We start from the raw sequence: 21,375 nt of genomic DNA, 5'->3' as shown, positions 1-21,375 counted from the left end.
GACGCATGGCATCCTCATCCCTGCGCTTCGCGGACTCCCATTCGGTCGCGGACTTCCAGACGTTCACTGCCCGGGCGCGTGCGAATGATGACGGCGGCATGCGCCTGCTCACCGTCGGTCGCGTCCTCGCGGCGTACGTCTGCACCCTCCGCCCCACGGTGCTGGGAGAAGCCGTGCCCACCGTGCTCGGGCTCCGCACCATGGCGCTCGACGGCGATGCCGACGTCGACGTCACCGTCTCGCTGGGCTCCGTCCTCGACAGGCTCGCACGCATGCACGACGGCGACCTCGTGTTCCCCGTCCCCGCCGTGACGGTCACGGAGAACTGGGCCGGGGTCCTCCCGCCGCGCTCCGGCTGGGCGCACGCCGGGAGCATCCCGACGGGTGCCCTGGAGCAGGCGGCGAAGGACGGTATCGGCGAGGTCGCCCGGAGCCTCCCCGAGCGTGCCGGTGCGCCGCTGGTCAGCAGTGCGCGCACGGCGGTCTGGGGACGTCCGCTGGCCGGAGTGCCCGGAGCCGTTCCGGCCGGAGCCGCCTTCGGGGCCTTCAGCCTGGGGTTCCTCGAGCCCGGCGCGGAGGCCACCGTTCACACCAATGGCCGCTGGTCCCGCCTCAGTACTAGACGGGGCCACGTCCTGGTGCGTGCGGCTGCCATCTTCTGAGGCGCGAATCGGCCTGGCGGGACGTCCAGCTCCCGAGCACGATGAGTCCACGGGGCCACCCATCCCGCCGCGCTACGTGCCGACGGAAGGGCTCGGGGACCTGACGACCGGGTCGTCGGCGCAGTGGATCCTCAGTCGGCCGCGTTCACCATCGAGTGGGCGGCGCGATCGAGGTAGTCCCAGAGTGTGGCCTCATGCAGGGGGGCGAGGCCGAGGGTGTCCACCGCGGCGCGCATGTGCTGGAGCCAGTGGTCCCTCGCCTGGGGTCCGACGCGGAACGGCATATGGCGCATGCGTAGCCTCGGGTGTCCGCGCTGCTCGCCGTAGGTCTTCGGTCCGCCCCAGTACTGCTCGAGGAAGAGCAGCAGACGCTCCTTCGCCGGTCCGAGGTCCTCCTCCGGGTACATCGGGCGCAGCACGTCGTCGCCTGCGACCCCGTCGTAGAACGCGTCGACGAGCTTCACGAAGGTGGCATGACCGCCCACCGCCTCGTAGAAGTTGTCCGTGTACTGCGGCTGGCTGAAGCCCTGGCCGGCTGCGACGAGCCGTTCGACGGGCAGCGCACTCCTGGCGCCCGGCGCCTGCACGGGAAGCTGCCGGCCGGCCGGGGCGGGGAGGCCGCCCTGGGGGCTGCCGTCGCCTGGACGGGCGTCGCCCGAATCCTGGGTGGTCATGCGTGTCCTTCCACTGACGCCGGAGCGGGCGTTGCCGGTTCCGCCGGCGGTTCCACGTAGTCGCCCTGCGACCTGTTGCCGACCTTGGTGATGTCTCCGTTGCGGACGTACCAGATGGCCCCGTTCCCGTCGACCATGCGGGTGATCCGCAGGCCGAGCGACTGCACGACCCCCACCGTGTCACCGACCTCGATCGTGTCACCGATGCCGTACTGGTCCTCGATCGTGATGAAGAACCCGAGGAAGGCATCGCGGATCACTTCCCGCGCCCCGAAGCCGATCGCGATGCCGACGATCCCGACACTGGCCAGGATGGGGCCGATGTTGAAGCCGAGCGACTCGATGGCCATGAGGACGGCGACGACGGCGATGGTCACGGCGGCGAAGCTCGAGATCAGCCCACCGATCGTCTCGGCCCGCTGCACGCGCCGTGCGCCGTCGAACGGGCGGAGCGCGGGTTGCGCCCACTTGAAGTGCGGCTTCTTGAAGACGCTGTAACCGTTCTGGACGCGTTTGACCGACCGCGCGATCAGGTAGCGGACCACGAGCCACAGGAGGAAGGCGGCGATCAGGATGATCACCGCACCGAGGACCTGGCCGCCGTAGCCGAGGGAGGGAAGAAATGTCATGGTGTCGCTTTCGTGCAGGCGCCCGGGAGTCCGCCGTGGTCGGTCATCTGCCGGTCCTCGCGGATCGGGACCGCCAGCGCGGAGACGCCTTAACAGGCTACAGCGGACGGTCGGGCCCGCGTGCGACGAGCCGGGGGTGGCGCTAGGACGTCGCGGGTCCGGCCGACGTGGGCTCGTGATGGATCGGGAAGTTCACCGACCGCGCGATGAAGCACAGGCGGTTGGCCTCGGCATGCAGGGAATCGGCCAGCGCGCCCTGTCCGGCGTCCTCCAGTTCGACGTGCGGACGCAGCAGGATGCCGGTGAATTCGCCGCTGCCGTCCCTGTTCAGCCGCAGGGTGCCCGTCGCGGCGTCCCGGTACCCCGTCACGACCACGCCTGCCTTCACGGCGACGTGCAGGTAGGAGAGCATGTGGCACTGCGCGACGGCGGTCAGCAGCAGCTGCTCGGGATTCCACCGGTCCTTCGACCCGTGGAAGGTGGGATCCGCGGTGCCTGCGAGAAGCCCGGGGCCCTCGACCTCGATCTCGTGGTCGCGGCTATAGGACCGGTAGCCGGAGGTTCCGGAGCCGAGGTTGCCCGTCCAGCGGATCCGGGCCGAGTAGGTGTGCAGGTTCATGATCCAAACTTAGTACCGGAGCGCTGACGTCCCGGTGCAGGAACGGGGGATCCCTCCCGCTCCTGCACCGGCGGGGCTACCGGTCGGCCGCCTGTGCCTTCCGGGCGCGCTCGACGCCGTCCCGGCTTTCCAGGATCAGCCGCCGGAGCGAGGGAGAGGAGTCGCCGAGTGCTGCAAGGAAGGCGTCGGTCCGGTCCAGCGTCTCCTGGGTCGTCAGGAGCGAGGGGTAGAGACCCACGACGATCTGCTGGGCGATCTCGTGCGTGCGGGTGGCCCAGACGTCCTGGACCGAGGCGAAGTACCGCTCCACGAAGGGCTCGAGGAGGGAACGGTCGTGGACGCGCGTGAAGCCCGCGATCATGGACCGCTGGGTGGCGTTCGGCAGGTCGGTCGAGTCGACGAGGGCGGCCCACGCCGCCTCCTTGGCGGGCGCCGTCGGCAGGGCAGCCCGTGCTGCTGCTGCCGCGAGCGCTCCGGTCGCCGTCGAGTCGCGCGCCAGTTCGGCGTCGATCGCGGCCTCGCCGGCGCGGCCTCCCACGACCAGGCTGGTCAGCAGCTCCCACCGCAGGTCCTGGTCCACGGTGATGCCTTCGGGGACGCGCCGGCCGTCCAGCATCGCCTCGACGGTGTCCAGCTGCGACGCCGTACGGGCGTGTCCCGAGAAGGCCTTCGTGAACTGCAGCTGCGCATCGGAGCCCGCGTCCGCGGCGAGGGCGAGCTCGAGGAGTCGGTCCGCTGCGGCATCGGCCATCGCCTCGCGGTCCGCGGGACGAACGTAGAACGCGAGCGCGGAGGCGAGCTGCCGGAGCAGGACGAGGACGACGGACGAGTCCGACTCCGCGCCGATGTTCTGCAGTACCAGCTCCACGTAGTCCCGCGCGGGCGTCTCGCCGTCGCGCGCCGCGTCCCATGCCGAGGCGAGGACGAGCGTGCGGGGGAGGGAGTCCCGGAAGTCCTTCACGTGCAGCACGGAGGTCTTCAGGGAGGCCGGGTCGAGGCGGATCTTCGCGTAGGCGAGGTCGTCGTCGTTCAGCAGGACGAGCGCGGGCTGCGTGCGTCCCACGAGCTCGGGCACCTCGGTGCGCTCGCCGTCGACGTCGAGTTCGAGGCGGTGCGTGCGGACGAGGTCGCCGTCGTCGAGGTCGTAGAAACCGACGGCGAGTCGGTGCGGGCGGATGGTCGGGAAGGCCTCGATGGCCCTCTGCAGGATGGCGAACGAGGTGATGGTGCCGTCGTCGTCCGTCGTGAACTCGGGGCTCAGCGTGTTGACCCCGGCGGTCTCGAGCCACAGCGCGGACCACGCCTTCAGGTCGCGACCACTTGCGGCCTCGAGCTCCGACAGGAGGTCGACGAGTTCGGTGTTCTTCCACGAGTGCTTGGCGAAGTACTGACGCACGCCCTCCATGAACCGGTCCTGGCCCACCCAGGCCACCAGTTGCTTGAGCACCGAGGCGCCCTTCGCATAGGTGATGCCGTCGAAGTTGACCTGGACGTCCTCGAGGTCGTTGATCTGCGCCACGATGGGGTGGGTGGAGGGCAGCTGGTCCTGGCGGTAGGCCCAACCCTTCTCCAGGATCGCGAAGGTGGTCCAGGCCTGCTCGAATTCCGTCGCCTCGGCGGCGGCGAGGGTGGACATGAACTCGGCGAAGGACTCGTTCAGCCAGAGGTCGTTCCACCAGCGCATCGTCACGAGGTCGCCGAACCACATGTGGGCCAGTTCGTGGAGGATCGTGATCGCACGCCGCTCGATGGTCGCGTCGGGCACGCGGGAGCGGAACACGTAGGTCTCGACGAAGGTGACCGCGCCCGCGTTCTCCATCGCGCCGGCGTTGAACTCGGGGACGAACAACTGGTCGTACTTCCCGAAGGGGTACGGCGTGCCGAACTGCTGCTCGTAGAACTCGAAGCCCTGCCGGGTCAGCGCGAAGATGTTCTCGGCGTCCATGTACTGCATGAGCGACTTGCGGGCGAAGACGCCCAGCGGGATGGTCCGGCCGTCGGAACTCGTGAGCTCGCTGCGGACGGACTGGTACGGGCCGGCGATGAGCGCGGTCACGTAGGAGGACATCGTCGGCGTGGGCTCGAAGTACCAGGTGGAGTTCCCGGAGCCCTCGGCCGGACCGGCCGGCACCGGCTCGGGCGTGGGCATGTTGGAGATGACGTCCCAGTGCGACGGCGCGGTCACCGAGAAACGGAACGTGGACTTCAGGTCCGGCTGCTCGAAGACGGCGAAGACCCGGCGCGAATCGGGCACCTCGAACTGGGTGTAGAGGTAGACCTCACCGTCGACGGGGTCGGTGAAGCGGTGGAGGCCTTCGCCGGTGTTCATGTAGGGCATGTCGGCCTCGACCACGAGGGTGTTGCTCGCGGCCAGCACCGGAAGCTGGATCCGCACGCCGTCGGCCACCTCCGCAGGGTCCAGTTCCACGCCGTTCAGTTCGACGCGGTGCACGGTGTCCGCCACGGCGTCGATGAACGTCGACGCGCCCTGCTCCGCAGCGAAGGAGACGACCGTCGTGGACCCGAACACGCGGTCGCCGCGCGTCAAGTCGAGGGTGACCTCGTAGGAGTGGACGGTGAGCAGATCGGCGCGTGTGCGTGCTTCGTCGCGCGTCAGGTTCAGACCGGGCAAGGATCGCCTCCAGGGTGGGTTGCGGGTACGCGCGCGGGACCGCGGCGCTTCGTATTCTCTCACTCCGCCTCTCCTCCTCCGCCTGAGGGGCGTTCCGCGCTTCGCCGAGTCCCCGCAGGTCCGACTAGGCTGGTGGGGTCCTGCTCCGCGGACGTCCCCAGCCACCGCCGGTTCCTCCCGGCGTCACCCGAAGGAATCGATCGCCATGCGCGTCCACCTCGCCACCGACCACGCCGGCATGGAGCTGAGTGCCCACCTGCTCGCGTACCTCACAGCGGCAGGGCACGACGTCGTCGACCACGGCCCGACGTCCTACGATCCCGAGGACGACTACCCATCCTTCTGCATCGACGCGGCACGCGCCGTCGTCGCCGACCGGGCAGCGGGCACCGAGGCGCTCGGCATCGTGCTCGGCGGGTCCGGGAACGGCGAGCAGATCGCGGCGAACAAGGTGCACGGAGTCCGGGCGGCGCTCGCCTGGAACCTGGACACGGCACGCCTCGCGCGGCAGCACAACGACGCGAACGTCATCGCCGTCGGCGGACGCCAGCACTCCGTGGAGGAGGCGACCGCCCTCATCGAGGCATTCCTCGCCGAACCCTTCAGCGGCGCCGAGCGGCACAGCCGCAGGATCGCGCAGATCGCGCGTTTCGAGGAGACGGGCAGCGTTGCCTGAGGGCCATTCGGTCCACCGGCTGGCGAAGCAGTTCACCTCCGTCTTCGTCGGCGAGAGGCTGGCGGTGTCCAGCCCGCAGGGACGCTTCGCCGCAGGAGCCGAGCAGCTCGACGGCGCCACCCTGCTCAGCGCGCTCGCCCATGGCAAGCAGCTGTTCCTGCGGTTCGACAACGACCGCGTGCTGCGCGTCCATCTGGGACTGTACGGCGCGTGGAGCTTCGGGGGTGACGCGACCTTCCGTGGCGCCTCGAGTATCGGGGCGCCGCGGAGGATCGGGGAGTCGGAGCGGCCGTCCGGGAACGGCGATGCGCACGGAGGATACCCAGGACCGCCCGAGCCGGTCGGGGCCGTAAGGGTACGCCTCGTGTCCGCCCACGGCTGGGCGGACCTCCGGGGCCCCACGGCCTGCGAGGTCATCACCCCGGCGGAGGAAGCCGCAGCGCGCACCAGGCTGGGACCGGACCCGCTGCAGCCACGGTCGGACGAGGGGCTCTTCGTACGCAGGGTCCTGTCCAGCATCAGCCCCATCGGCATCCAGCTCATGAACCAGGCAGTCATCGCCGGCATCGGGAACGTCTACCGTGCGGAGGTGCTCTTCCTGCAGGGCATCTCCCCCTGGCGTCCCGGCAGGCAGCTCCGTGAGGACGAGGCCGCCGGGATCTGGGCGGATACCGTGCGGCTGATGAAGGACGGCGTCCGCGAGGGACGCATCATCACGACGACGGCGGAGGCGCGCGGTGGCCGGCCGAAGGCGTCCGCGCCCCACTACGTCTACAAGCGCACGGGCGAGCCGTGCCGCCGCTGCGGGACACCCATCCTCACGGCGGAGATGGCGGCACGGAACGTCTACTGGTGCCCGCGGTGCCAGGTGGACTGACAGCCGATGCTCCGCACCACTCGGTGGCGTGAACGAGAATCGCTTTAAACGAGAATCACCCGGAGCGATGTCCGGGTGATGCGGACCTGTCGGCCCAGGGGAGAGGGGATGACGGGAATCGAACCCGCGTAATCAGTTTGGAAGACTGAGGCTTTACCATTAAGCTACATCCCCGCAGGAGGCGCCTCTCGGAGCCCCGTGGAACGCATATAACTACACCACAGCTGCCGCGCTATCGCCAAATGTGCGTGGCAGGCGTAAAGGTGCGTAGACTGTCACTCGCACTTACGGGGTGTAGCTCAGCTTGGTAGAGCGCCTGCTTTGGGAGCAGGAAGTCGCAGGTTCAACTCCTGTCACCCCGACTCTGTCGTGTGATGAGGAAAGTGCCTCCGCTGCAGAACCAATCCCAATCATTTCAGGAGTCCTACGCTGTGAAGAGCGCTGTTGAAACCCTTTCCCCCACCCGGGTGAAGCTGAACGTCGAGGTCCCCTTCGAGGAACTGAAGCCCAGCATCGACGAGGCCTACAAGACCATCGCCACCCAGGTGCAGGTTCCGGGGTTCCGCAAGGGCAAGGTTCCCCAGCAGCTCATCGACCAGCGCGTCGGTCGGGGCTACGTCATCGAGACCGCGATCAATGACGGCCTGAACGGGTTCTACCAGAGCGCCGTCCAGGAGACGGGGATCCGTCCCCTCAGCCGCCCCGAGGTCGAGATCACCGAGGTCCCGGATCCCGCGAAGAAGGACGGCCAGCTCACTTTCACCGTCGAGCTGGACATCCGACCCGAGGTCGAGCTTCCCGACTACAAGGGCATCGAGGTCACGGTCGAGCCCGTCGCGGCATCCGACGAGGACATCGAGAAGGCCATGGACGAGCTCCGCGGACGCTTCGGCACGCTGGCCGCAGTCGACCGCCCGGCCAAGGACGGCGACTTCCTCACCATCGACCTGACCGCCTCCGTCGACGGCGAAGAGGTCGACTCGGCGCAGGACCTGTCCTACCAGATCGGTTCCGGCACCATGCTCGAGGGCATGGACGAGGCCGTCACGGGTCTCTCCACCGATGAGAGCGCGACCTTCGAGACGAAGCTGGCAGGCGGCGAGCACGCCGGCGCGGACGCCCAGGTCACCGTCCAGGTCAAGGCCGTCAAGGAGCGCGAGCTCCCCGAGGTAAACGACGAGTTCGCCCAGCTCGCCTCCGAGTTCGACACCGCCGACGAGCTCCGTGCGGACCTCGCGAAGCAGGCGTCCGAGTCCAAGCTCATGGACCAGGGCGTCGAGGCACGCGACAAGGTGCTCGACAAGCTCATCGAGCTCGTCGCCGTACCGGTGCCCGAGAGCGTCATCGAGGAGCAGCTGGAGCAGCACTTCAACGGCGAGAACGCCCACAGTGCCGGTGAGGACCACGACACCGAGGAGCACCGCTCGGAGATCCGCACCAACACGGAGCGTGCCTTCCAGAACGAAGTCATCCTCGACGCCGTCGCCGAGAAGGAAGAGGTCGGTGTCAGCCAGAGCGAGCTGATCGACTACATCGTCTCCACCGCGGGCCAGTACGGCATGGAGCCCAACCAGTTCGCGCAGATGCTCGACTCGAGCGGCCAGGTCCCGATGATCGTCGGAGAGGTCCGCCGCCGCAAGGCGCTGGCCAAGGTCCTCGAGTACGCGACGGTCACGGACACCAACGGTGCCGCGATCGACCTCACCGAATTCGTCCGCCCCGCGGGTGACGAGGACGAGACGATCAACGTCGACGACGTCGAGACCGAGCAGGACGTCGCCGAGGACATCGAGGCCACGGAGTCCGAGACCACCGAGTCCGAGACCACCGAGTCCGAAGCCACCGAGTCCGAAGCCACCGAGGAGGCGGTGTCCGAGGCCGAGCCGGCAGAGGCTCCCAAGGCTGCCGCACCGAAGAAGACCAAGAAGAAGGCAAGCGCCGAGTAGCTTGTCCCAGCAGCGCAGACAGCGGTGCCGCAGCCTCCGGGCAGCGGCGCCGCTGCCGCGTTAAGCCCGGAGTTGCGGGTGGAGCAGGTCCGACGCTCCGGGCTGCCGGGGCGTCGGGCGGAGGCTGCGCGGCGCCTGTTCGTCGGTCGCCCGGATGTCGCCCGGACACCGTGCGCCGTCAGCGAACAGTTGTGCGAGCGGGACGAAATCGGCTGCGGAGCGGGTTAGTGTCCAAGGAGAGACAAACGGACGGGTCGGCCGAACTGGAGCGGCCCGCCAGAGTGAGAGGTTAACGTTCATGGCAACCGAACCAAGCACCCCGAGCATGGCCGGCCCCGAAGCGGCCGGTCGCGACGAGTACATCTACAATCGGCTCCTCAAGGAGCGCATCATCTGGCTCGGTTCCGAGGTCCGTGACGACAACGCGAACGCCATCTGCTCGCAGCTCCTGCTGCTGTCGGCGGAGGACCCCGAGCGCGACATCTACCTCTACATCAACTCGCCCGGCGGCTCGGTGACCGCGGGCATGGCGATCTACGACACGATGCAGTTCATCCCGAACGACGTCGTGACGGTCGCGACGGGACTCGCGGCCTCGATGGGCCAGTTCCTGCTGTCCTCGGGCACCAAGGGCAAGCGCTACGCCACCCCCCACGCACGCATCCTCATGCACCAGCCCTCCGGTGGCATCGGCGGAACGGCGACCGACATCCGCATCCAGGCGGAGCTGATCCTGCACATGAAGCGGGTCATGGCCGAACTGACGGCGGAGCAGACGGGCCAGACCGTCGAGAGGATCCTGAAGGACAACGACCGCGACAAGTGGTTCACGGCCCAGGAAGCGCTCGAGTACGGCTTCTTCGACCACATCTCCGCACACTCGGGCTCTGTCTCCGGCGGCGGCGGAACCGACCAGACGTCCTAGCCCGCAGCAGCCCATCCTCCGACCAGTCGTCCTACAGGAGACACCATGAACCACGATTTCCAGGCAGCAGCGGGATCCAAGGCGCAGAACCTCCCGACCAGCCGCTACATCCTTCCCCAGTTCGAAGAGCGCACGCCGTACGGCTTCAAGCGCCAGGACCCCTACACGAAGCTGTTCGAGGACCGCATCATCTTCCTCGGCACGCAGGTCGACGACGCCTCCGCGGATGATGTCATGGCCCAGCTGCTCGTCCTCGAGTCCACGGACCCCGAGCGCGACATCACGCTGTACATCAACTCGCCCGGTGGCTCCTTCACCGCGATGACGGCGATCTACGACACCATGCAGTTCATCCGGCCCGAGGTCCAGACGGTGTGCCTCGGCCAGGCCGCAAGCGCCGCCGCCGTCCTGCTCGCTGCCGGCGCCCCCGGCAAGCGGCTGGCACTGCCGAACGCCCGCGTCCTGATCCACCAGCCCGCCCTCTCCGGTGGACAGGGTGGACAGGCTTCGGACCTGGAGATCCAGGCCAACGAGGTCATGCGCATGAGGACCTGGCTCGAGGACACGCTGGCCCTGCACTCGGGCCGCTCCTCGGAGCAGGTCAACCTCGACATCGAGCGTGACAAGATCCTCACCGCCGCCGATGCCGTCGAGTACGGTCTGGTGGACGAGGTCCTCAACTCCCGCAAGATCACCCCGGTCAAGATCAACACCCCGTGAGCGGCAGGCGTCATCCGTGGTTCCCCGGAACCCTCGGATGACGCCGCCGAGGCCGGGATCCGCCCGTGGCGCCGTGAGGCACCACGGGCATTTTGATACTGGCTACCACGGGCATGTGGCCTAGAGTGGTGGTAGCAATCGCGAAATACCTAAGGGGATTGAACCATGGCTCGCATTGGTGAGAGCACGGATCTGCTCAAGTGCTCTTTCTGTGGAAAAAGCCAGAAGCAGGTCCGCAAGCTCATTGCCGGCCCCGGCGTGTACATCTGTGACGAGTGCATCGACCTCTGCAACGAGATCATCGAGGAGGAGCTCTCCGAGGTGGCGGATCTCGGAACGTTCGAACTGCCCAAGCCCCGCGAGATCTTCGACTTCCTGCAGGAGTACGTGGTGGGCCAGGAGCCCGCGAAGCGCTCCCTCGCCGTCGCCGTCTACAACCACTACAAGCGGATCCAGTCGGGCACCGGACCGCGTGCCGCCGGAACCCTCGCCGACGCCGCCGAGACCGAAGACGTCGAGATCGCCAAGTCCAACATCCTGCTGATCGGTCCCACGGGCTGCGGCAAGACCTACCTCGCCCAGACGCTCGCACGCCGGCTGAACGTGCCGTTCGCCGTCGCGGACGCCACGGCGCTGACGGAAGCGGGCTATGTCGGCGAGGATGTCGAGAACATCCTGCTCAAGCTCATCCAGGCCGCGGACTACGACGTCAAGAAGGCCGAGCAGGGCATCATCTACATCGACGAGATCGATAAGATCTCCCGCAAGAGCGAGAACCCTTCGATCACGCGTGACGTGTCCGGCGAGGGCGTGCAGCAGGCCCTGCTGAAGATCCTCGAAGGGACGGTCGCCTCCGTGCCCCCGCAGGGCGGCCGGAAGCACCCGCACCAGGAATTCATCCAGATCGACACCACGAATGTGCTCTTCATCGTGGCCGGTGCCTTCGCAGGCCTCGAGGAGATCATCGGCTCGCGGGCGGGCCGCAAGGGCATCGGCTTCGGTGCGCCACTGAGTTCCCTCAAGAACGAGGAGGCGAGTTACGGCGACGTCATGCCGGAGGACCTGCTGAAGTTCGGGCTCATCCCCGAGTTCATCGGACGCCTTCCCGTCATCACCACGGTCACGCACCTGGACCGTCCGGCGCTCATGCAGATCCTGACGGAACCGAAGAACGCGCTCATGAAGCAGTACCAGAAGATGTTCCTGCTCGACGGGGTCGAGCTCGTCTTCGAGCCGAAGGCGCTCGAGGCCATCGCCGATCTCGCCCTGGACCGCGGCACGGGCGCCCGCGGCCTGCGCGCCATCATGGAGGAGGTCCTCCTCCCGGTCATGTTCGACCTTCCCAGCCGTGAGGACATCGCCACCGTGGTGATCACGGACGACGTCGTCGCCAAGCGGGCGGAGCCCACGCTCATCTCCCACGAGGTGGTCGCGAAGCGGCGGAACAAGTCCGCCTGACCCGGGCGTACCGGAAGCAGACAGGAAGGGCCCGGCCGATCGGCTGGGCCCTTCCTGCGTCGACGTGCGCGCCGGCGGTGTCAGACGGTCGCCGCTACCGTGGCGTCCGCGTCGGCGGCCGGGTAGGTGGGTGGGTGGACGGCGGCCATTTCCTCCATGACGCGGACGACCTGGCAGCTGTAGCCGAATTCGTTGTCGTACCAGACGTAGAGGACGAGGTGGATGCCGTCGGCGATGGTGGCGAGGCCGTCGACGATGCCTGCGCGTCGTGAGCCGACGAAGTCGGTGGAGACGACTTCGGGGCTGTCGATGTAGTCGACCTGTTTGCGCATGCCCGAGTGCAGGGACATCTCGCGGAGGTAGGTGTTGACCTCCTCCTTCGTCGTCTCCTGCTCGAGGGTGAGGTTCAGGATGGCGATGGACACGTCGGGGGTGGGGACCCGGATGCTGCTGCCGGTGAGCTTGCCCGCCAGTTCGGGGAGGGCCTTGGCGACGGCGGTGGCGGCGCCGGTCTCGGTGAGGACCATGTTCAGGGCTGCGGAGCGGCCGCGGCGGTCGCCCTTGTGGAAGTTGTCGATGAGGTTCTGGTCGTTGGTGAAGGAGTGGACGGTCTCGACGTGGCCGTGGATCACGCCGTAGCGGTCGTTGATGGCTTTGAGGACCGGGGTGATGGCGTTGGTGGTGCAGGACGCGGCGGTGATGATCCGGTCCGAATCCAGGATGGTGCCGTGGTTGATGCCGTGCACGATGTTCTTCAGGGTGCCCTTGCCGGGGGCGGTGAGCAGGACCTTGGCGACGCCGGTGCTTGCCAGGTGCTGGGAGAGGCCTTCCTCGTCGCGCCAGCGGCCGGTGTTGTCCACGACGAGGGCGTCGGTGATGCCGTAGGCGGTGTAGTCGATGGAGGCCGGGTCATCGGAGTAGATGACCTGGATGCGGGTGCCGTTGGCGGTGATGGTGTTGGTGGCCTCGTCGACCTGGATGGTGCCGTCGAAGGATCCGTGCACGGAGTCGCGGCGCAGCAGGCTGGCGCGTTTGGTGAGGTCGTTGGCGGAGCCGCGGCGCACGACGACGGCGCGCAGGCGCAGTCCATGGCCGCCGCCGGCTTTTTCGATGAGCAGGCGGGCCACGAGGCGTCCGATGCGCCCGAAGCCGTAGAGGACGACGTCGGTGCTGGTGCGCTCGTCCCGTCCGCCCTGGCCGACGATGTCGGCGAGCTCGGTGCGCAGGAAGTCCTCCAGGCTCTGCCCGTCGCCCGCGCGGTCGTAGGCGAGGCGGAGCCGGCCGATGTCGATGGCCGCGGCGCCGAGGTCCAGGTCCGCGAGGATGCGCAGGATGGGGGCGGTGTCCTCGAGGCGGAGTTCCTCGGTGGTGATGCGCCTCGCGAAGCGGTGCGCCTTGAGGATGTTCATGGTGGATTTGTTGATGAGGCTGCGTCCGTGGATGCTCGTGACCACGTTGTTGTTGCGGTACAGATGCCCGATCAGCGGGATCATGGCCTCGGCGAGTGCCTCGCGGTCGAGCCAGCTGTCAGAGGTTTCGGCGTGGCTCTCGGTCCCGTGCTGCTGCAAAACGCGTCCCTTACTGCGCCGGGGTGCCCGGCGCGAACTCATCCAGCCGGATGGCGACGCAGGAATAGCGCCAGGCATCCTCGACCGGTCGTGTCCCTTCATTAGACCGCCTCGCGGCGTACGGCACCAACTCGGACGGAATAGCGAGCAGGTACGGCGGGTTGCACCGGAAAAGGCCACGGCCTCACCAACCCCAGAAGGAGTCCCGTATGAGCGAGTCCACCACCACCCAGAAAGCCAATTTCTGGTTCGACCCCCTGTGCCCCTTCGCCTGGATCACCTCGCGCTGGATCGGAGAGGTGGAGCAGGTCCGGAACATCTCGGTGGACTGGCACGTCATGAGCCTGTCCGTCCTGAACGAGGGACGCGACCTGCCCGAGGAGTACAAGGCACTGATGCTGCAGGGCTGGGGCCCTGTCCGGGTCGTCATCGCCGCAGCGGAGCTGCACGGGGACGAGTACGTCAAGAAGCTGTACGACGCCATGGGGGCCCGCATCCACATCGGCCAGAACAAGGACTTCGACGTCGTCATCCGCGAGTCGCTCGAGGAAGTGGGACTGCCCGCCGACCTCGCGAAGTTCGCGCACTCCGACGAGTACGACGAGCAGCTCCGGGCCTCCCACAAGGACGGGATCGACCGCGTGGGCGACGAGGTCGGAACCCCGGTCGTCGCTTTCAACGGCACGGCGTTCTTCGGGCCCGTCCTCACGAGGATCCCGCGGGGCGAGGAGGCCGGGCGCATCTTCGACGGCGCCGTCCTGATGTCGGAGTTCCCCGAGTTCTTCGAGCTCAAGCGCTCCCGCACCGAGCGCCCCACGTTCGACTAGGGCTGCCGGACACAGGAGGGGACCCACCGCAGGGTGGGTCCCCTCCTGTCTGCCCGAGCGCCTACTCGGCGGGCTGGGGAACCAGTTCGACGTCGGAGACGGCCAGGGGGCCGTTCCCCTCCGCGAGCTGGAGATCCCTGGCGTTGCCGGCGGCGAGGAGGTCGGCGAGGCCCGCCCGGACCTGCTCCACCTGTGCGGCGGGTGCCGTCACGACGGCGGTCTCCACCTCGGTGCGCTGCTTGACCTTCGCCTCGGACTTGGCCTTGCGGATGCCGCCGAGCGCGAGTGCGACGGACGTGAGCACCTCGGGGTCGGAGGTCCCCGGCAGGGCGTCGAGCGCGCCGGCACCCGGCCACGCCGCCTGGTGGACCGAACCGGAGCGCCACCAGCTCCAGACCTCTTCCGTGGCGAACGGCAGGAACGGCGCGAACAGGCGCAGCAGGGCGTCGAGCGTGGTGGCCAGCGCGGTCTGCACCGACTGCGTCCCGGCGTCGCCGGCATCACCGTACGCGCGGTCCTTGACCAGCTCCACGTAGTCGTCGGTGAAGGTCCAGAAGAAGGACTCGCTGAGCTGGAGCGCCCTCGCGTAGTCGTACTTCTCGAAGGCGGCCGTCGCCTGTTCGGTCACCGACCGCAGCTGTGCCAGCAGGGACTGGTCCAGGGCGTTCGTGACGCGTGCGAGCGAGCCTTCGCCGATCGACGCCTCCGTGACGCCCAGGTTGAGGACGAACTTGGACGCGTTGAGCAGCTTGATGGCGAGGCGGCGGCCGATCTTCATCTGGTTCACCTCGTACGCGGTATCCGCGCCGAGCTTCGCCGAGGCCGCCCAGTAGCGCACGGCGTCGGCACCGAACTGCTCCAGGACATCGGTGGGGACGACCACGTTGCCCTTGGACTTCGACATCTTCTTGCGGTCCGGGTCGAGGATCCAGCCGGAGAGTGCGGCGTGCTTCCACGGCACGGAATCCTGCAGCGCGTCCGCGCGGACCGCGGTCGAGAACAGCCAGGTCCGGATGATGTCGTGGCCCTGCGGGCGGAGGTCGAAGGGGAAGACCTTCCCGAACAGGTCCTCGTCACGCGCCCAGCCACCGACGATCTGGGGTGTGAGGGACGACGTCGCCCAGGTGTCCAGCACGTCGCTGTCGCCGATGAAGCCGCCCGGCTGGTCGCGGGCGGACTCCTCGAAGCCGGGTGCCGGGTCCGCCGCCGGGTCGACCGGCAGCGACTCGAGTGCGGGCAGGATCGGGTCGTCGTACTCCGGTTCGCCGTCGGCGTCGAGGCGGTACCAGACGGGCACGGGCACACCGAAGAAGCGCTGGCGCGAGACGAGCCAGTCGCCGTTGAGCCCCTCGATCCAGTTCTCGTAGCGGGAGCGCATGAAGGACGGGTGGAAGTCGATGTCGCGGCCACGCCGGATCAGGGCGTCCCGCTTCCCGGCGTCGCGCCCGCCGTTGCGGATGTACCACTGGCGGCTGGTGACCACCTCGAGGGGCTTGTCGCCCTTCTCGTAGAAGTTGACCGGGTGCAGGATCTTCTTCGGTTCGCCGTCGAGGTCCCCGCTGTCGCGGAGCATGGTGACGACGGCCTCCTTGGCACTGAAGATCGTCTTGCCGGCCACCTGCGCGTAGTTCGCGCGGGCGCGCTCGGTCGTGATCCAGTCCGGCGTCTCCGAGCGGATCCGCCCGTCCCGGCCGACGACGGCGCGTGTCGGCAGCTGGAGCTCGCGCCACCAGGTGACGTCCGTCAGGTCGCCGAAGGTGCAGATCATGGCGATGCCGCTGCCCTTGTCGGGCTTGGCCAGGGGGTGCGCCTTGATCTCGACCTCGACGTCGAACAGGGGCGAGAAGACGGTCGTGCCGAAGAGCGGCTTGTACCGCTCGTCGTCCGGGTGGGCCACGAGGGCGACGCACGCCGGCAGCAGCTCGGGCCGGGTCGTCTCGATGTGGATCTGCTCGCCGTTCGGGGCGGAGAACGCGATCCGGTGGTAGGCGCCGGGCTGCTCGCGGTCCTCGAGCTCCGCCTGGGCGACGGCGGTGCGGAAGGTGACGTCCCAGAGGGTGGGGGCCTCGGCCAGGTAGGCGTCGCCGGCCTTGAGGTTCTCGAGGAAGGCGCGCTGCGACACGGCACGGGACGTGTCGTCGATGGTGCGGTAGGTCAGGTCCCAGTCGACCGAGAGACCGAGCGTGCTGAAGAGGTTCTCGAAGACCTTCTCGTCCTCGACGGCCAGCTCTTCGCAGAGCTCGATGAAGTTGCGGCGCGACACGGCGTCGAAGTCGCGCTGGTTCTTCGCGGGCTCTGCCGGCGGCCGGTAGTCGGCGTCGTACGGCACCGAGGGGTCGCAGCGGACGCCGTAGTAGTTCTGGACGCGGCGCTCGGTCGGCAGCCCGTTGTCGTCCCATCCCATGGGATAAAAGACATTGGCGCCGCGCATGCGCTTGAAGCGTGCCATCACGTCGGTCTGGGTGTAGGAGAACATGTGTCCGACGTGGAGGGATCCGGATGCCGTCGGTGGGGGAGTGTCGATCGAGTAGACGTGCTCGCGTGTGGTGTCGCGGTCGAAGGCGTAGGTGCCGTCCTCGCGCCACTGCCGGGAGAGCCTCTGTTCGAGGCCCTCGAGGGCGGGCTTGTCGGGAACGGAAACGGGCTGGGGGGAGGGCGTGTCTGTGCCCTGGGTCGTATCGGCCATAGGTCCATTGTTCCCTACGGCGGGTGGCCCGGGATCCGCCGGGTGCCCCGGGCTCAGGTGCCCGCGCCGAGCTGGCCGCGCAGCCGGTCGCGCATCGACGCTGACGCCTCGTTGAGGCCGACGACGTCCACCTCGGTACCGTGCGCCCGGTACTTCTCGGAGATGGCATCGAGGGCGGCGATGGTCGAGGCGTCCCACAGATGCGACCGGTGCAGGTCGATGGTGACCCGGCGGGGGTCGCGGGCGTAGTCGAACCGGGTGTAGAGGTCGTTGGACGACGCGAAGAAGAGTTCGCCGTCGACCAGGTAGGTGACGTGCGGTTCCCCGTCGCGAATGTCTCCCCGGCGCGTCACCGTGACGAAGTGCGCGACGCGGCGTGCGAAGGCCACCATCGCGACGAGGACTCCGACGCCGACGCCGATCGCGAGGTTGTGCGTCCAGACCGTCCCGACCACGGTGGCCAGCATGACCAGGGTCTCACTCTTCGGCATGCGCTTGAGGGTGGAGGGCCGGATGCTGTGCCAGTCGAACGTCGCGATCGAGACGAAGATCATGACGGCGACCAGTGCGGCCATCGGGATCAGCGCGACGATGTTGCCGAGGACGACGACGAGGATGAGCAGGAAGACCCCGGCGAGGAAGGTCGAGATCCGCGTGCGCGCCCCGGACGCCTTCACGTTGATCATGGTCTGGCCGATCATCGCGCACCCGCCCATGCCGCCGAAGAAGCCCGTGATGATGTTCGCGGCACCCTGCCCCCACGACTCGCGGGTCTTGTCGGAGCGGGTGTCCGTGATGTCGTCGACGAGCTTGGCGGTCATCAGCGATTCCAGGAGTCCGACGGCGGCGAGGGCGAGGGAGAACGGCGCGATGATCTGCAGGGTCTCGAGGTCCAGCGGCACGTCGGGGAAGAACAGCGAGGGCAGGCTGTCCGGCAGGTCACCCTTGTCACCGACGGTCGGGACGGCGGCGTGCGCGAGGACGGCGGCGACGGTCAGCACCACGATGGCCACCAGGGGTGCCGGGACGGCCCGGGTGACGCGCGGCAGGCCGAAGACGAGCAGCAGCCCGACGGCGGTCATCGGGTAGACGAGGAAGGGGACGCCGAGGAGTTCGGGGACCTGCGAGAGGAAGATGAGGATGGCCAGGGCGTTGACGAAACCGACCATGACCGAGCGCGGGATGAACCGCATGAGCCGTGCCACGCCGGTGAGTCCCAGGACGACCTGGAACACTCCACCGAGGATGACCGCGGCGAGGAAGTGGTCCAGTCCGTGGCTGGCGACCAGGGGTGCGACCACCAGGGCCACGGCCCCGGTGGCGGCGGAGATCATGGCGGGCCTGCCGCCGAGGAACGCGATGGACACCGCCATGGTGAAGGACGCGAAGAGCCCGAGGCGCGGATCGACGCCGGCGATGATGGAGAACGCGATGGCTTCGGGAATCAGCGCGAGCGCGACGACGAGACCGGCGAGCACTTCGGTCTTCAGGAGCCTCGGGGTGCGCAGCACCGTCCGGACCGACTGGCGGTCGAGGGGCGACAGGGGAGCGTCCGTCGTCGAAGGGCCTGGGGTGGTCATGGTTCGTTTCTTCCTTCGGTGGCGGATCGGAGCGCCTGCTGGAGCGGGGAGTGTGCCAGGACGCGGGATGGGACACAGGAGGGCACCCGGAACGACTCACCCGGCGTCGTCTCCGGGAAAGACAGGCGTCGTCCACGGTACCGGCGGGACCGGCGGTGCACCGAACGGGCAGCGGATTCCGGCCGCCGGGGGCGGTTCGCGCTCCCTGGAAGCTGCGTGCCGCCACGGCTCGCTACAGTGGCCCCATGACTCCGACATCCCCGGCGCCGCTCGGCGCACCCGTCGCCCCCGCCCCTCCGGCCCTGCGAGCCGTCGTCACCGGAGCCAGCTCCGGCATCGGTGCGGCGACCGTCCGTGCCCTGCGACGGAACGGCTGGAACGTCGTCGCGGCGGCGCGCCGTGTCGACCGTCTCGAGGCCCTCGCGGAGGAGACCGGTGCGACGGCCGTGGCCCTCGACGTCACGGACCAGGCGTCCGTCGACGCCTTCACCGCGGAGGTCACGGCTGCCGGTCCCGTCCACGCCCTGGTGAACAACGCGGGCGGCGCCTTCGGGGCGGACCGCGTGGTGGACAGCGTCACCGAGGACTGGCAGCGGATGTACGACGTGAACGTGCTCGGGTCGATGCGGATGACGCGCGCCCTGCTGCCGGCGCTCCGGTCCGGCGGCCAGGGCAGCGTCCTCTTCCTGACCTCCACGGCCGCGCTCGCGGCCTACGAGGGCGGCGCGGGATACTGCGGCGTGAAAGCCGCCCAGGAGTCGATGGCGCGCTCGCTCCGCCTGGAGGAAGCGGAGAACAACATCCGGGTGATCGAGGTGTCGCCCGGCATGGTGCGCACCGAGGAGTTCTCCCTAAACCGCCTCGGCGGGGACCAGGGCGCCGCAGACAAGGTGTACGAGGGTGTGGACCACCCCCTGACGGCGGACGACGTCGCCTCCGCGGTCGCCTTCACGCTGGATGCGCCGCACCACATGAACATCGACCAGCTCGTCCTGCGTCCGCTCGCGCAGGCCGCCAACCACAAGGTGCTCCGGGGCTGATCCCCGTGCCCCGACAGAAGGGCCCTCGCCGCCCGGCCGCAGGCGCCGACCGGTGGCGTCCGCGCCGGGAGCCGCGAACGCTGCCGGGGGCCAGGGGAGACGCCCTGCTCCTCGTCAGTCCGACCGCCGGCAGGGGCCGGGCACGGCGGCTCGCACCCCGCACGTCCGAAGCGCTCCGGCGTGCAGGGTTCACACCCTCCGTCGTCATGACAGGGAGTCTCCGCGAAGCCATGGAGCGGGCGCGGAACGCCGCGCCGGGGAGCGTCGTCGCCGCCCTGGGCGGCGACGGGTTCCTGGGTGCCGTCGCGGGCGGCGCCCGGGACTCCGGCGCCGTCCTCCTGCCCCTGGCCGGTGGCCGCGCCAACGACGCGGTACGGCGCCTCGGCCTGCCGCTGAACCCCGTACGGGCCGTCGGGGCACTCCAGCACTACGAGGTCACGGCGATCGATCTGGGCCACGTGAACGGTCGGCCCTACCTGGGGGTCGCACACGTCGGCTTCGATGCGCTCGCGAACGAGTACGGGAACGCGGCACGGGTCGCGCTGGGTCCGTTCGTCTATCTCTACGGCGGGCTGAAGGCGTTCCGGGCCTGGCGCGGCGTGACGTTCACGCTGTCCGTCGACGGGGCGGAGCGGGTCTTCCCCGGCTGGTTCGTCGCTGTCGGGAACGGGGGGCAGTACGGCGGTGGGCTGCGGATCTGTCCTCGGGCGAAGGTCGACGACGGACTGCTGGACGTGGTGTCCCTGGGCCGCTCGTCCTTCGTGACCGTCGCCGTCACCTTCCTCCTCTCGTACCGGGGGCGGCATCTCGGACGTTCCGGCATCGCGGCGGAACGCGGTTCGAGCGTGAGGATCACGGCGGACGAACCCCTCAACGTGTACGCGGACGGCGAGCTGGTGGGCCCGCTTCCGGCGGCCGTGACGATCGAGCCCCGGGCACTGAAGGTGCTGATGCCGGCGGATTCACCCGCCCTGCACTGACGCGGGCCCTCGGAGGACGCCTGTTGTCCAGGGCGAAGAGCCACTGGGGCACCTGGTCCGCGGGTTCGGCGCCGTCGCCCTCGGGGACGGCGGCCAGGACCGAGGCGAGGCTCCCGGGCTCGGCATGGGCGAGCTCGTCCCGGATGCGGGTGAGGAACCGCTCGCGCGTGCTCCTGCGCACGGGCTTCAGGAATGCCCAGTTCCCGTCCTTCCGCAACCTGTTCAGCATCGCGGTGAGTTCCGTGTCGTCCCGGGCATGGTCACCGAAGACCACGCGGCGCACCACGCGGTACCAGGCCTCGGCGAAATCGCTCCACGGCAGTGAGCCGCTCTGCCCGGCACCGGCCAGGAGCTGCCGCATCTCCTCCTCCACCACGGGGACGAACCGGTCGGCGAGGTGGTGTACGGGGTGGCTCGTGTCGAGGACCTGTTCCTGCAGGGCGCGTCGTACGGTGCGCTGCGGACCACGGGAGACCAGGACGTTGGAGGGCTGGAAATGCGCCATGACCGCGCGTTTCTCGCTGCTGGCCGGCGAGAACGGCTCGGGCGACCGGGCCAGCACGGTGTCCACGTCCTCCGGTGCGAGCACGACGGCCTGCCTCCGGAAGGGGAGCTTCAGCATCAGCGGACCGTCCGGGTACCGCGCATGAAGCCGCTGGAGGATGCCGACGGCCCTCGCATCGAGCTCGAGGCGGGCGGCGAGTCCGACGGCCCAGGGGCGCCGGATTACGGGACCCTCTGCGACCGCCGGCAGGAAGACCCCCATCAGCACCCGGGCGGTGTCGAGTGCGGACGCGGTGGGGAGGGGAGGCGTTGGCATGGCGTGTCCTGTCGCTGGCGGATGTCTCCCACCTTGCCAAGCACGCCCCATGCCCA

The 21,375-nt window shown here is 68.8% G+C and carries 18 protein-coding genes and 2 tRNA genes; 11 read left to right on the top strand and 9 right to left on the bottom strand.

The features are described 5' to 3' along the window. Positions 1-5: 5 nt before the first annotated feature. Positions 6-662, top strand: coding sequence for a DUF8185 domain-containing protein (locus ACX80H_RS02465; RefSeq protein WP_459310825.1), 657 nt, complete (start codon positions 6-8; stop codon positions 660-662). Between the two features lie 131 nt (positions 663-793). Here ACX80H_RS02465 and ACX80H_RS02460 read toward each other — a convergent pair whose 3' ends face one another. From ACX80H_RS02460 to pepN, 4 genes are all read right to left on the bottom strand, one after another. Continuing rightward, positions 794-1,222 (bottom strand): globin, encoded by a 429-nt coding sequence (locus tag ACX80H_RS02460; protein WP_459313348.1) that lies wholly within the window; start codon positions 1,220-1,222, stop codon positions 794-796. Between the two features lie 110 nt (positions 1,223-1,332). Next, positions 1,333-1,965, bottom strand: coding sequence for a mechanosensitive ion channel family protein (locus ACX80H_RS02455; RefSeq protein WP_459310824.1), 633 nt, complete (start codon positions 1,963-1,965; stop codon positions 1,333-1,335). Between the two features lie 142 nt (positions 1,966-2,107). Continuing rightward, positions 2,108-2,584, bottom strand: coding sequence for an OsmC family protein (locus tag ACX80H_RS02450; RefSeq protein WP_459310823.1), 477 nt, complete (start codon positions 2,582-2,584; stop codon positions 2,108-2,110). A gap of 76 nt (positions 2,585-2,660) precedes the next feature. Further along, entirely contained in the window at positions 2,661-5,216 is a 2,556-nt protein-coding gene (pepN, locus tag ACX80H_RS02445; RefSeq protein WP_459310822.1) for an aminopeptidase N, read from the bottom strand. A gap of 205 nt (positions 5,217-5,421) precedes the next feature. On the opposite strand from pepN, the gene ACX80H_RS02440 reads away from it, so the two are divergent. Both ACX80H_RS02440 and ACX80H_RS02435 read left to right on the top strand, forming a co-directional pair. Further along, on the top strand, positions 5,422-5,892 hold the full coding sequence (locus tag ACX80H_RS02440) for a ribose-5-phosphate isomerase (protein WP_459310821.1): 471 nt from the start codon (positions 5,422-5,424) through the stop codon (positions 5,890-5,892). Further along, on the top strand, positions 5,885-6,769 hold the full coding sequence (locus ACX80H_RS02435) for an Fpg/Nei family DNA glycosylase (protein ID WP_459310820.1): 885 nt from the start codon (positions 5,885-5,887) through the stop codon (positions 6,767-6,769). The genes ACX80H_RS02440 and ACX80H_RS02435 overlap by 8 nt, the downstream gene beginning before the upstream one ends. Positions 6,770-6,872: 103 nt before the next feature. Here ACX80H_RS02435 and ACX80H_RS02430 read toward each other — a convergent pair. Continuing rightward, positions 6,873-6,943: transfer RNA gene (locus tag ACX80H_RS02430), tRNA-Gly, on the bottom strand. A gap of 114 nt (positions 6,944-7,057) precedes the next feature. Between ACX80H_RS02430 and ACX80H_RS02425 the strand changes: the two genes are divergently transcribed. The 5 genes from ACX80H_RS02425 to clpX all read left to right on the top strand — a co-directional run bounded on the left by ACX80H_RS02425 (position 7,058) and on the right by clpX (position 11,818). Continuing rightward, a tRNA-Pro gene (locus tag ACX80H_RS02425) sits at positions 7,058-7,131 on the top strand. Between the two features lie 69 nt (positions 7,132-7,200). Then, the gene (tig, locus tag ACX80H_RS02420; RefSeq protein ID WP_459310819.1) at positions 7,201-8,715 is read left to right on the top strand and encodes a trigger factor; all 1,515 of its coding nucleotides are present in this window, start codon (positions 7,201-7,203) and stop codon (positions 8,713-8,715) included. A 298-nt stretch (positions 8,716-9,013) separates the two neighbouring features. Further along, positions 9,014-9,640, top strand: coding sequence for an ATP-dependent Clp protease proteolytic subunit (locus ACX80H_RS02415; protein ID WP_459310818.1), 627 nt, complete (start codon positions 9,014-9,016; stop codon positions 9,638-9,640). Positions 9,641-9,685: 45 nt separating this feature from the next. Beyond that, complete coding sequence (locus tag ACX80H_RS02410) at positions 9,686-10,360, top strand: ATP-dependent Clp protease proteolytic subunit (RefSeq protein ID WP_087075895.1); 675 nt, start codon at positions 9,686-9,688, stop codon at positions 10,358-10,360. A gap of 165 nt (positions 10,361-10,525) precedes the next feature. Further along, positions 10,526-11,818, top strand: coding sequence for an ATP-dependent Clp protease ATP-binding subunit ClpX (clpX, locus tag ACX80H_RS02405; RefSeq protein ID WP_301227294.1), 1,293 nt, complete (start codon positions 10,526-10,528; stop codon positions 11,816-11,818). Between the two features lie 80 nt (positions 11,819-11,898). Here the strand turns inward: clpX and ACX80H_RS02400 are convergent, their stop codons facing one another. Then, entirely contained in the window at positions 11,899-13,428 is a 1,530-nt protein-coding gene (locus ACX80H_RS02400; protein WP_459310817.1) for a glyceraldehyde-3-phosphate dehydrogenase, read from the bottom strand. 167 nt (positions 13,429-13,595) lie between these two features. Here ACX80H_RS02400 and ACX80H_RS02395 point away from each other — a divergent pair, with 167 nt between their 5' ends. Then, positions 13,596-14,213 carry a mycothiol-dependent nitroreductase Rv2466c family protein gene (locus ACX80H_RS02395; RefSeq protein WP_459310816.1) on the top strand — a complete coding sequence of 206 codons (618 nt, stop codon included), beginning with the start codon at positions 13,596-13,598 and terminating at the stop codon, positions 14,211-14,213. Positions 14,214-14,274: 61 nt separating this feature from the next. On the opposite strand, the gene valS is transcribed toward ACX80H_RS02395, so the two are convergent. Both valS and ACX80H_RS02385 read right to left on the bottom strand, forming a co-directional pair. Next, positions 14,275-16,899 (bottom strand): valine--tRNA ligase, encoded by a 2,625-nt coding sequence (gene valS, locus ACX80H_RS02390; protein WP_459310815.1) that lies wholly within the window; start codon positions 16,897-16,899, stop codon positions 14,275-14,277. A 53-nt stretch (positions 16,900-16,952) separates the two neighbouring features. Next, positions 16,953-18,479 (bottom strand): SulP family inorganic anion transporter, encoded by a 1,527-nt coding sequence (locus ACX80H_RS02385; protein ID WP_459310814.1) that lies wholly within the window; start codon positions 18,477-18,479, stop codon positions 16,953-16,955. A 245-nt stretch (positions 18,480-18,724) separates the two neighbouring features. Between ACX80H_RS02385 and ACX80H_RS02380 the strand changes: the two genes are divergently transcribed. Together ACX80H_RS02380 and ACX80H_RS02375 are read left to right on the top strand one after the other, a co-directional pair. Then, positions 18,725-19,519, top strand: coding sequence for an SDR family oxidoreductase (locus tag ACX80H_RS02380; protein WP_459310813.1), 795 nt, complete (start codon positions 18,725-18,727; stop codon positions 19,517-19,519). Positions 19,520-19,524: 5 nt separating this feature from the next. Beyond that, on the top strand, positions 19,525-20,499 hold the full coding sequence (locus tag ACX80H_RS02375) for a diacylglycerol/lipid kinase family protein (protein ID WP_459310812.1): 975 nt from the start codon (positions 19,525-19,527) through the stop codon (positions 20,497-20,499). Here the strand turns inward: ACX80H_RS02375 and ACX80H_RS02370 are convergent. Further along, positions 20,390-21,319, bottom strand: coding sequence for a cytochrome P450 family protein (locus ACX80H_RS02370; protein WP_459310811.1), 930 nt, complete (start codon positions 21,317-21,319; stop codon positions 20,390-20,392). The genes ACX80H_RS02375 and ACX80H_RS02370 overlap by 110 nt on opposite strands. Between the last annotated feature and the right edge of the window lie 56 nt (positions 21,320-21,375).

Source organism: Arthrobacter pasteuri, from assembly GCF_054510955.1.
Note: the sequence above shows the minus strand (reverse complement) of the source record. Positions and strands in the feature narration are given on the sequence as shown.